Genomic DNA, 12792 nt, shown 5'->3' on the forward strand with positions numbered 1-12792 from the left:
ATTTGTTCCTTGCTAGACTAAAAGAGGAACGATTCTTGCTTTCGTTCCCTTTTGCTATATGTGCCTTGCATTATGAGAACAAATCCCTTGCGAATTGAGTTCATTATTCCTTCAACTTATCGATTAATTCTTCTGCAACCTTTTTTGGCAAGCCTGCCGCATGTAGTTCTTCCGCATTGGCTTCTTTTAGCTTTTTCACGGAACCGAAATGCTTTAACAACATTTTCTTTCGCTTTTCACCAATTCCCGGAACTTCATCAAGAATCGATTGAAAAGCTGATTTTCCTCTTAACTGTCGGTGGAAAGTAATGGCAAAGCGGTGAACTTCGTCTTGGATTCTTTGCAATAAATAAAATTCTTGGCTATTACGTGCGAGTGGCACAGTTTCGAGCGGATCGCCAAATAATAATTGCGAAGTTCTGTGTTTTTCATCTTTAGCAAGCCCTGCAATTGGGACTTCAAGCCCTAATTCATTTTCAAGCACATCTCTAACCGCTTCAATATGACCTTTCCCGCCATCAACAATAATTAAATCTGCCAATGGCAGACCCTCTTTTAGTACACGACTATATCTTCTCCTGACCACTTCACGCATTGATTCGTAATCGTCCGGGCCTTGAACCGTTTTAATTTTATACTTACGGTACTCTCGCTTCTCTGGTTTACCGTCAATAAAAACAATCATGGCTGATACAGGATCTGTTCCTTGAATGTTGGAGTTGTCGAAAGCTTCAATTCGGTGTGGCGTATAAATTCCCATTTCTTCACCTAGTCGTTCAACAGCTTTAATCGTCCGTTCTTCATCCCGTTCAATGAGAGAGAATTTTTCCTGTAAAGCAATGCTAGCATTTTTCCCTGCTAGTTTGACAAGGTCCTTTTTTTGTCCTCGCTGTGGCTTCAGAACCTTTACTTGCAAAAGTTGTTCAGCCAAATCAACAGAAATCGTATCAGGAACTAGCACTTCTTTAGGTTTAAAATGGTTCTCTTTTGCATAAAATTGACCGAGAAACGTCAACATTTCCTCCTCTGGCTCTTTGTAAAGAGGGAACATCGAAACATCCCGTTCAATGAGCTTTCCTTGCCGTATGAAGAAGACTTGGACACACATCCAGCCTTTGTCATAGGCGTAGCCAAATACGTCCCGATCCGTAAAGTCATTTGCGGTCATTTTTTGTTTTTCCATTGTTGCTTCAATATGAGCAATTCGATCCCGATATTCTTTTGCCCGCTCAAAGTCAAGCTCTTCAGCCGCAGCGGTCATTCTTTCGGACAATTCGTTTTTGATTTCTTTATATCCACCGTTTAAAAAACGGGTAATTTCGTCAACAATTTTTTGATATTCTTCTTGTTTCACTACATTGACACAAGGGGCTAAACATTGATCGAGGTGATAATACAAACAAACGCGATCAGGAAGGGTTGAACATTTTCTAAGTGGATAAATTCGATCTAATAATTTTTTCGTTTCATTTGCAGAATGAACGTTTGGATAAGGTCCAAAATATTTGCCTTTATCCTTTTTAACCTTCCGTGTTGTAATCAATCTTGGGTGTTTTTCTGATGTTAATTTAATAAAGGGGTAGCTTTTATCATCCTTTAACATCACATTATATTTTGGATCATACTTTTTGATCAAATTCATTTCTAAGATAAGGGCTTCAATTTCAGATGAGGTAACAATATATTCAAAGTTCTCTATCTCATTAACAAGTCTAAGTGTTTTTCCATCATGGGAGCCTGTAAAATAAGATCGGACTCGGTTCTTAAGTATTTTGGCTTTTCCTACATAAATGATCGTGCCCTGCCTATCCTTCATTAAGTAACACCCAGGCTGGTCTGGCAAAAGGATTAGTTTATTCTTAATAATATCGTTCATTGGGTGCCCTCCTTATCTCTATCTATTTTAGGGGCTGTAGCGGGGTGTTCGCAAGCATTTTATATGAAAAACCCATAGCCAAATTTAGCTATGGGTGTCATTTGTTAGGAACGAACATAATCAAGTGTGCCTTGGCATCCTTGCGTCTCAGATTTTATTACGTTCGATAAAATCTGACATTCGCCTTGGCATTTCCTTTATTCAGCCGTACTTTAGCTGAATGAAATTAGATATGTTGTTGTAAACGTTCTGCAAGAGCTTCTTTTGGTTGGAAGCCAATTACTTTATCTACTACTTCACCGTTTTTAAGGATTAGTAATGTTGGAATACTCATAACTCCAAATTTACCCGCAGATTCAGGATTTTCATCTACGTCCACTTTTACAATTTTTACTTTATCGCCGATTTCTCCATCTAATTCTTCTAGAACTGGAGCAATCATTTTACAAGGTCCGCACCATGGTGCCCAGAAATCTACTAATACTGTGCCAGAACCAGTTTCATTTGAAAAAGTCTGGTCTGTTGCATTTACAATGGCCATTCACATTTCCTCCTCGTGATACATAAGAATTCAAAAAAAGTATATCATCGTTTTCTTTAAAGTGCTAATAATAAGCTCGAATCTAATATACCCATTTAGTGTAACTTTATTCCTCCATTTTAACAAGGAGAGCCTTATTCGCCTTTATTGTCCTCGTCTAATTTTGCTATTTCTTCGTCAATTAAAACTCTCCGCAGTATTTTTCCAATGACTGTTTTTGGTAACTCACTGCGAAATTCATATACTCTTGGAACTTTATAGGATGCTAAATGCCTTCTAGAAAATTCATCTAACTCTTCCTCGGTTACATGATGGCCTTCTTTTAACACAATATAGGCTTTAACGGTTTCACCACGATAAGGATCTGGAATTCCAGCGACAACCACTTCTTGAATGGCTTGATGTTCGTATAGAACTTCTTCAACCTCACGAGGATATATATTAAATCCACCTGCAATAATCATATCTTTTTTCCGATCAACGACATAAAAATAACCTTTTTCATCCATATATCCTAAATCCCCAGTTAACAGCCAATCATCCCGAAAAATTCGGTTTGTTTCCTGTGGGTGATTCCAATAACCTTTCATAATTTGCGGCCCTTTCACTGCAATTTCTCCAATTTCACCTGCAGGCAAGATCTCTTCATTATGGAGTGAAAATATAACAGCATCTGTATCTGGCCACGGGACACCAATACTCCCTTTCACTCTTTGCCCCCACAAAAAATTAGCATGGGTGACAGGAGATGCTTCTGTTAACCCATAACCTTCAACCAGTTTTCCACCGGTAGTATCTTCAAATTTTTGCTGAACTTCAATGGGTAGGGCTGCTGAGCCGCTTAGACATGAATCAATGGATGATAAATCATATTTGCTTAACTTGGGATGATTAAGAAGTGCAATATAAATGGTTGGGGCACCTGGAAATAGGGTAGGTTTTTGTTTGTGAATGGTTTTCAATGTGGTTTCTGCATCAAACTTGGGCATTAATACCATCTTATTAGCTTGCATAATCGCATAGACCATTAAGGTCGTTAATCCATATACATGAAAAAATGGGATGACACCAAGAATAATTTCCTCCCCTTTTTTACATTTGTAAAGCCATGCCGAACACATCGTTCCATTAGTTACTAAATTCTTATGAGTTAACATAGCTCCTTTCGGCCAGCCAGTTGTTCCACCTGTATATTGGATGAGGGCAATATCTTCGTCAAATTTTATCTCATATTCCAATAATGCTCGTTTTTTTCTTTTTAAAATTTCGTTTAACAAATGGTTTTGACCTTCATGTTTTACATTAACAACGATTCCATATTGTTTTTTCTGGATAAATGGATAGATGAGATTTTTTGGGAAGGGGAGAAAATCCTTAATAGCGGTTACAATGACATGCTGCAAACTTGTTTGGGATTTAATCTTTGAAACTCTTGGAAATAGAATGTCCAATGTAATAATGATTTTAGCCTCAGAGTCTTTCATTTGATATTGCAGTTCTCGTTCGGTATAAAGCGGATTCGTTTGTACGACGATTCCACCAGCCATCAAAACTCCATAAAAACAAATAACGGCTTGAGGTACATTTGGTAACATGATTGCGACTCGATCGCCTTTAACAAGTCCAATATCTTGCAGATAGACTGCTAGCCGCTCGGCCGCTTGATAAAGATACTGAAAGGTATATTCTTTTCCTAAAAAGTGAACCGCTACTTTATTAGGGAATTCGCTCGCGGATTCTTTCAAAAAAGCATGTAATGGTTGTTCGCAATATTGTAAGTGTGGCGGAATCTCTTCCGGGTATAGTTGTAGCCATGGTTTCTCACTTTCCATAAGGTGACCCTCCCTTAACATCGCAAAGCATTTCACTATTATTATATGGGCATGCTTTGTTCAAGTAGAACTGAATTAGATAGGATGGAGCGATCCCCTTCGATAGGGTCGACTGTTTTGTTTTTTTGATCTCATCTCTCTTTTATGAAGACCTTTCTTGGCTTTCGCTTACTCCGTTTTAGTCTTCATTCACTTGATGAAGACCGTTTTTCAACTTCGAGCCTGCTGTTTTGGGCTTCATCCCCTTGATGAAGACCGTTTTTCACCTTTGGCCCTGCTGTTTTGGGCTTCATCCCCTTGATGAAGACCGTTTATTAACTTTGACCCTGCTATTTTGGTCTTCATCCCCTTGATGAAGACCGTTTTTCACCTTTGACCCTGCTGTTTTGGGCTTCATCCCCTTGATGAAGACCGTTTATTAACTTTGACCCTGCTATTTTGGGCTTCATCCCTTTGATGAAGACCGTTTTTCACCTTTGACCCTGCTGTTTTGGGCTTCATCCCCTTGATGAAGACCGTTTTTCACCTTTGGACCCTGCTATTTTGGTTCTTCATCCCCTTGATGAAGAACCATGTACACTTTTTTCTTCTTCCATTTTGGTCCTCATCTATATATACAAAAAATCCTTCATCTCTACCGATGAAGGATTTGACCACCACTGCTTTACAATCCAATTATAAAATCATATATATAATTCCTACGGCCAGAAAGACAATACAACAAACGATTAATATCTTTGCCAGTTTCTCCATTCCGTTCTCCCCTTATTTCAGTCGGGTGCCTGATTTAGCTTCTCATTTACTTAAACTCTGCAATGGTGACACCGCTACCGCCTTCTGCTTGTCCCCCAAAGCGGATATGTTTGACAGACCGATGATTTCGTAAATATTCTTGAACCCCTTGTCTTAAAGCCCCTGTTCCTTTTCCATGAATAATCGATACATGAGGATAGCCTGCAAGAAGGGCATCATCAATATATTTCTCGACCCGTAACAAGGCATTTTCATATCTTTCTCCGCGTAAGTCCAATTCAGGACTAACATGAAAGTCCTTGCCTTTTACACTTGCGATCACTTTTGTCTCAGCAAGCTTTGGTGTTTTAATAAACTCTAAATCTTTTTCCTCAACCTTCATTTTTAAAATTCCCATTTGAACTTGCCAAGAATCTTCCCCTATTTTATCTATAAGCGTTCCTTTTTGATCAAAGCTTAATACCTTCACTTCGTCTCCAGGATGGAACACATGCTTTTCCTTTTTCTTTACGACTCGTTGTTTATTTTTAAGCTCTTTTGGTGCTGCTTCGGTTAAACGTTTTTGTGCTTCAATCAATTCATGCTCTTTAATTTCTGCATGTTTCTCTTGCTGCATTTTTCTTAAATCATGGATTACCCATTCGGATTCCTTTTTAGCCTTTTCAATAATGGCATTAGCTTCTTTCGTTGCCTTTTCGTATAAAGAATCCTTCTTTTCATAGTATTGGATCATTTGTTGCTGCATATCCTTATGCAGTTTTTCCGCATTTCGCAACAGATCGTGGGCTTCTTCCAGCTCTTTCTCAGCTTGGCGTTTACTTTCTTCTAATGCTGCAATCATATTTTCAACTTGATGAGTGTCCGTACCAACAAATGAGCGCGCTGTATTGATCACACTCTCATCCAAACCAAGACGCTTAGAGATTTCAAAAGCATTGCTTCGACCTGGAACACCAATTAACAAGCGGTACGTTGGACTCAATGTTTCTACATCAAATTCAACGCTGGCATTGACCACACCTTCCCGATTATAGCCATATGCCTTTAACTCAGGATAATGAGTTGTTGCAATCACTCTTGCACCACGGCGATTGACTTCATCTAATATTGAGATTGCCAAAGCTGCTCCTTCTTGAGGGTCTGTTCCCGCACCTAGTTCATCAAATAAAACGAGGCTGTCAAAGCTGACATTTTTTAAAATATCAACAATATTTACCATATGGGAGGAAAAGGTACTCAAGCTTTGCTCGATGGATTGCTCATCCCCAATATCCGCATGAACAGCGCCAAATACAGCCATCTCTGATCCATCTAATGCAGGTATTTGTAGCCCTGATTGAGCCATGATTGTACAGAGACCGACTGTTTTAATCGTAACTGTTTTTCCACCTGTGTTAGGACCAGTTATAACAATTGCTGTAAAATCTTTTCCTAATGTAATATCGTTTGCAACGACCTCATCAATCGGAATTAAAGGATGTCTCGCTTTCACTAAAGAAATTCGACCTTCTCTATTCATCAATGGTTTAGAGGCCTTAATTTTGCTCCCATATCGGGCCTTAGCAAACATAAAGTCGATGTTTCCTAACACACGAACAATGATTTCCAACTCAGAGCTGTATTCGGCTGTTTGCGCAGAAAGCATCATTAAAATCCGTTCAATTTCTTGCTGCTCTTTAATCCGAATGCTTTGTAGTTCATTGTTTAATTCAACAATTGCTTGTGGTTCAATAAATAAGGTTTGCCCTGATGAACTTTGGTCATGAATAATTCCACCATAGTGGGCTCGGTATTCTTGTTTAACGGGAATAACGAATCGATCATTTCGAATCGTCACAATCGCATCAGATAGCATTTTCTGAGCGCTTGACGAACGAATCATACTTTCTAACCGCTCCCGGACCCGACCTTCTTTTGCACGATGCTGATTGCGTAAATGTCGCAATGTTTCACTGGCACTGTCTAAAACCTCGCCGTTATCATCAATGGCCTTTTTAATGCTCTCTTCCAATTCAGCCAGTACAATAATTTGTTCCACATAGGAAAGTAAGTATGGAATTGCTGAATTTTCCTCCGCAAAATCCTCAACAAACCGTTTAATTTGTCGGCTCACATGAACAGTGCTCGCTACTTGCATAAGTTCGTGTGAGCTTAACATCCCACCAATGACCGAACGTTTAATATGAGGACGAATATCAAATATTCCACCTAATGGAATATTTGATTTGATACGTAATATTTTAGCCGCTTCGTCAGTTTCTTCCTGTCTTTTAACGACTTCGTCAAAATCAGTAGATGGAAGTAGGTTTTCTGCTAGTTCTCTCCCTAATGAAGATGAGACGTGGTCTAGCAACTGTTCCTTTACTTTATTAAATTCCAATACTTTTAAAACACGATTTTGCACGGAGTTAATTCCTCCCTTTGCTGTTAATCATTTCCTTTATCTCGCTCATGTAAAAAAGCAAGAAGATCATTTTTGTTCCTTGTATTTAATACAGTTGATTTTTTTAGCCAGCCTTTTTTTGCGGTTGAGACACCAATTTTCATATGATCCAATGTTTCCCTTTTATGTGCATCTGTATTAATCATAATTTTGACTCCTGCTTCTTGCGCTTTGCGAAGATTTTCCGCTGAGAGGTCAAGTCGATTTGGATTGGCGTTAAGTTCCAATGCAGTATTTGTTTCTTTAGCTAGTTGGATTAATAAATCCATATCCACATCATAGCCATCACGTCTACCAATCTTTCTACCTGTTGGATGGGCAATTAAATCTACATTTGCATTATACAAGGCTGTTTTTAAACGTTCCATTATTTTCTCTTTTGGCTGAGAAAAAGCGGAATGGATCGATGCAATGACAAAATCCATTGAGGATAACAGTTCATCATCATAATCAAGCGTGCCATCTGGAAGAATATCCATTTCAACTCCAGCTAAAATTGTAAAATCATCATACTGCTCATTAAGTCTACGAATTTCTTCTCTTTGTTTCTGTAGTCTTTCAGGGGTTAGGCCATTGGCGACTTTCAAGTATTGAGAATGGTCTGTGATGGCCATGTACTGATATCCTTTGGCTCGGCAAGCTTCGGCCATTTCCTCAATCGTATGGGCCCCGTCACTCCAAGTAGTATGCATATGGAGATCACCTTTAATATCTTCTAACTTTATGATGTCAAGTTCTTCATTATATTCCTCGACTTCCGTCCCATCCTCTCTCATTTCTGGGGGGATTAGTGGAAGGTCGAAATAGGCATAGAACTCCTTTTCCGATTGAAAGGTTGTTACTTCTCCTGTTTCAACATTTTCAACTCCATATTCACTAATTTTCTCGCCTCGCTTTTTGGCTAGCTGTCTCATCCGAACATTATGGTCCTTTGAACCTGTAAAATGGTGAAGCGTTGTTGCAAATTCTTCAGGCTTTACTAGACGAAAATCAACCGAAACTTCATATTCAAACGAGAGGACGATAGAAACCTTTGTATCACCAGATGAAATAATCTCCTGAATTCCCTCTATTTTCAGCAATTGTTCCTTAACGGACTGGGGATTGTCAGTTGCAATAATAAAATCCAAGTCCCTTATTGTCTCTCTAAGTCGTCTTATACTCCCAGCTCTCGAATATTGATTCACATGCTCCATTTCTACTAAAACCGCTTCAATTTTATCTGCGATTGGCAGCATATATGCTAGTGGCAGCCGATCTGGTTTGCCGCCAGCTTTTGCTAAAGCTTCAAGAATTTTTTCCTCTGTTTTTTTGCCAAATCCGGCTAACGTTTGGACTTTATGCTCTCGGCAAGCTAATTCTAGGTCTGCTGCATTCTCAATTTGTAATTCTTTGTAGAGCTTAGCAATCCTTTTACCACCCAATCCTTGTATTTGTAAAAGTGGAATCAGACCTTTTGGCACTTCCTCTTTTAATTCGTTTAAAACAGTGGATTGGCCTTCATTCATGTATTCTTCAATCACTGAGGCGGTGCCTTTACCAATTCCAGGTAAACTAGTAAAGTCCGTTATTTCCTCTAGTGTATATCCGCTAGTTTCAAGTGATTGTGCAGCTTTACGAAACGCAGATACTTTAAAGGTATTTTCCCCTTTAATCTCCATATAGATTGCGATCGTCTCTAATAACCGAACCACATCTTTAATATTCATTGCTACTATTTCCACCTACCCGCTTTTATAACTTTTATCATTATTCCCTTTAAAAACAAAACTTCTCTAATGAAAGAGAAGTTATTTTCACATAATCCACCAATCTCGAATGAGATTAGAAAAAACCGGTGTATGTTGTACGATTACATCCGCAAGAATTGAATTCGTCAATGGGACTTGGATACTTTCAACTGGTAGTAGAGCTCCAATAAATAATACAATAAGCAGAATTAAATAGACTTCAACAAATCCTAGAATTCCTCCAGCCCAAATATTTAGTTGTTTCAAAACCGGAATTTGCGCAATGAAGTCTAGCATACTACCAATGATTTGCCAGACGATTTTTACAGCAAAAAAGATCACGACAAAGGCAATGGCGCGATAGTAGGCATCTTCCAAATTAACTTGATCCAATAAGAGAGATAAAGCCGATTCCCCACTAAAGTTTGGAAATGGTACCCATAGAGTAAGCTTCGGTGCCAAGTTGTCATAATATAGATACGCTACAATAAAAGCGATGATAAAACCGGTGAGGTGAAAAAACTGAAGGATAAAGCCTCTTTTTAAACCGATTAGAAACCCAAAAATTAAAATGATAAGGATAATCAGATCTAACATTTATTTCAATCCCTTACTCTTTTATTTCCTTTTCAAGCTGTTCGACTCTTTCTTGTAATTTAATTAAATCGTTTACAGCATTAATCGCTGTTAAGACAGCTAATTTACTTGTATCGAGTGAAGGATTCATAGCGTTTATTTCTCGCATTTTCTCATCAACTATTGACGCAACTTGTCGAATGTGACGAGTGCTTTCGGTCCCGATAATTGTATATTGAACACCATATATGTCAACCGTAATCCGGCTTTTGCTAGGCTGTGACAAATTTTTCTGCCTCCATTCGAGAGAATCCTACAAATAATAATACCATGAAATTCGAAAAGCTAAAAGATTAACCTATATGATGTAACAACGGGGTCAGGCTATTTTAAGTTAATATGCATGATTAGCGTTATAACAGGGCGTGACTATAGTCGAATTTGGAAGTATTTTGGCATACTACTAAAATTTATGTAATGGGGCTAAATCTGATGGAATTCCTTACTTTCCATTATAATACTTAAGTTTATATTTCTTCCCCCAGTAAAAAAAACAGATGCAAGAGTTTTAACCTTGCATCTGCTTACTATTAACCGCGTAATACCGCTCCAGCTTTTTCTTTAACCGCTTCTAACACTTTATCATGTGCTTTTGTAATATCTTCATCCGTTAAGGTACGAGCAGGATCGAAGTATTTTAATGAGAATGCTAATGATTTCTTGCCTTCTTCCATATGTTCGCCTTCATAAAGATCAAATAGGTGGATTTCTTTTAACAAGTCTCCGCCAGCTTCAATGATAATTTGTTGTAATTGTCCTGCCTCTTTGTCCTTATCCACGACAAGGGCAATGTCACGTGTTACAGACGGGAATCGTGGAATCATTTGGTAAGCAATCGGAGCCACATTGGCCTCTGCTAACGCTTTGAATGATAACTCAAACACATACGTTTCTTTAATATCATAGTCTTTTTGAGTAGAAGGATGAACTTGACCTATGAATCCAATCACTTCTCCATGTAATAACACCTCTGCAGTACGTCCTGGGTGCATGTTTGGAATCATTGCTTGTCGATACTCCACTCCATCTAGAACGCCAATCGCTTCAAAAACTGCTTCGATAATCCCTTTTGCTACATAGAAGTCAACTGGTTTTTTCTCTCCTTGCCATGGGTTTGCTTCCCAAAGTCCAGTGATCGCTCCAGCAACATATTCTATTTCTTCTGGAAGTTCATTGTCATCTTTTTTAAGGAATGTAGAGCCAATTTCATATAGAGCAACTGAATCCATTTGGCGGGCATTATTGTATTTAACAACCTCTAACAGTTGCGGAATAATGCTTAATCGTAACTGACTGCGTTCTTCACTCATCGGCATGGCAAGTGTGATTGAATCACGCTTTTCTGTTGTAAATTGCGCTGCTTTTTCAGGACTTGTCAAAGAATAGGTCGTTGCTTGATAAAGTCCAGCACCTTCTAATGTATGGCGGACAACACGACGTTTTTGTTGATAGTCAGTTAAAGCACCTGCAGTCGGTGTTCCAACTGGCAATGTAGAAGGAATATTATCGTATCCGTAAAGCCTTGCCACTTCTTCAACTAGGTCTGCTTCAATCGTAATATCACCACGACGAGTTGGTATAGTTACGATAAAGGTTTCTCCTTCTACTTTTACATCAAATTGTAAAGCATTGAAAATATCAACAATTTCTTGACTGCTAATGGTTGTACCAATTGAAGTATTGATTTTATCAAGGGTAATTGAGATAACAGCTGGTTCCATACGAATTTCATTGAATTCTACAGATCCTTCTAGAACCATTCCACCTGCATATTCCGCCATTAATTCAGCAGCTCGTTCTCCCGCTAGGCGAACTCTTTCTGGATCGACCCCTTTTTCAAAGCGAGCACTTGATTCACTGCGTAAGCCATGATCTTTTGAAGCCTTTCTCACAACAGCTCCGTTAAAATAAGCCGCTTCAATAATAACGGTTGTGGTGTCTTCAACCACTTCTGAGTTTGCTCCCCCCATGACACCAGCTAGTGCTACAGGGTCTTTCCCATTTGTAATGACTAGATGATCGGAAGAAAGCGTACGCTCCGTTTCATCAAGCGTCTTCATTTTCTCACCATCGTTTGCACGGCGAATGACAAGATCTTTAGAGCCAAGACGGTCATAATCAAAGGCATGTAATGGTTGACCATATTCGAGTAAAATGTAGTTCGTAATATCAACCACATTGTTATGCGGGCGAATTCCTGCATTCATTAGACGGGTTTGCATCCAAAGTGGGGATGGACCAATTTTTACCCCTTTTACGACTTTGGCGATATACAATGGATTGTCTTTCGGTGCCTCCACTTTTACGCTAATATAATCAGATGCTTTTTCAGTTGATTCACTCACGTTCACTTGAGGCCATTTTACCTCACGACCAAGAATTGCCGCGACTTCATAAGCTACCCCAATCATACTCATCGCATCTGAGCGGTTTGGTGTTAAATCTAACTCAAGAATTTCATCATCCAAGCCAAGTGCTGCTAGAGCATCCTCACCAACTACGGCATCTTCTGGAAAATTAAAAATTCCTGTTGCATATTCTTTTGCTACTAATTTTGATTCAATTCCAAGCTCTTGTAGAGAGCAAATCATCCCATGGGATTCTTCTCCGCGAAGTTTCGCTCTTTTTATTTTAAAATTACCAGGCAGTACGGCCCCAACTGTTGCAACTGCAACTTTTTGATCCTTTCCAACATTTGGTGCTCCACAAATAATTTGCACTGGAGCTTCTTGACCGATATCAACTAAACATTTATTCAGTTTGTCAGCATTCGGATGCTGTTCACATTCTAGAACATGGCCGATAACGACCCCTTTTAAGCCTTCACTTTTCTTTTCAACACTATCCACTTCAATTCCACTTAATGTAATCTTATCTGCAAGTTCTGCCGCACTGATCCCAGAAAGATCTACATACTCTTGTAGCCATTTATAGGAAACAAACATTCAATGGTCCTCCTTCAATATTTATTTAAACTTCAA

At 38.8% G+C, this 12792-nt stretch carries 8 protein-coding genes; all 8 read right to left on the reverse strand.

Features of this window, described 5'->3' with window-relative positions:
- Nucleotides 1–103: 103 nt before the first annotated feature.
- Nucleotides 104–1876, reverse strand: a complete 1773-nt coding sequence (uvrC, locus tag R4Z10_RS16835; protein ID WP_338470447.1) for an excinuclease ABC subunit UvrC — start codon at nt 1874–1876, stop codon at nt 104–106.
- A 226-nt stretch (nt 1877–2102) separates the two neighbouring features.
- Nucleotides 2103–2417 carry a thioredoxin gene (trxA, locus tag R4Z10_RS16840; RefSeq protein WP_338470448.1) on the reverse strand — a complete coding sequence of 105 codons (315 nt, stop codon included), beginning with the start codon at nt 2415–2417 and terminating at the stop codon, nt 2103–2105.
- Between the two features lie 134 nt (nt 2418–2551).
- Nucleotides 2552–4249, reverse strand: coding sequence for an AMP-binding protein (locus R4Z10_RS16845; protein WP_338470449.1), 1698 nt, complete (start codon nt 4247–4249; stop codon nt 2552–2554).
- Nucleotides 4250–5048: 799 nt separating this feature from the next.
- Nucleotides 5049–7406 (reverse strand): endonuclease MutS2, encoded by a 2358-nt coding sequence (locus tag R4Z10_RS16850; RefSeq protein ID WP_338470450.1) that lies wholly within the window; start codon nt 7404–7406, stop codon nt 5049–5051.
- Nucleotides 7407–7429: 23 nt separating this feature from the next.
- Entirely contained in the window at nt 7430–9154 is a 1725-nt protein-coding gene (gene polX, locus R4Z10_RS16855) for a DNA polymerase/3'-5' exonuclease PolX (protein ID WP_338470451.1), read from the reverse strand.
- 87 nt (nt 9155–9241) lie between these two features.
- The gene (locus R4Z10_RS16860; protein ID WP_338470452.1) at nt 9242–9772 is read right to left on the reverse strand and encodes a CvpA family protein; all 531 of its coding nucleotides are present in this window, start codon (nt 9770–9772) and stop codon (nt 9242–9244) included.
- A gap of 13 nt (nt 9773–9785) precedes the next feature.
- Nucleotides 9786–10037 (reverse strand): cell division protein ZapA, encoded by a 252-nt coding sequence (gene zapA, locus R4Z10_RS16865; protein ID WP_338470453.1) that lies wholly within the window; start codon nt 10035–10037, stop codon nt 9786–9788.
- Nucleotides 10038–10341: 304 nt separating this feature from the next.
- The gene (gene pheT / locus R4Z10_RS16870) at nt 10342–12756 is read right to left on the reverse strand and encodes a phenylalanine--tRNA ligase subunit beta (protein WP_338470454.1); all 2415 of its coding nucleotides are present in this window, start codon (nt 12754–12756) and stop codon (nt 10342–10344) included.
- Nucleotides 12757–12792: the final 36 nt, after the last annotated feature.

The organism is Niallia sp. XMNu-256, from assembly GCF_036670015.1.
GTDB lineage: Bacteria > Bacillota > Bacilli > Bacillales > Cytobacillaceae > Bacillus_BD.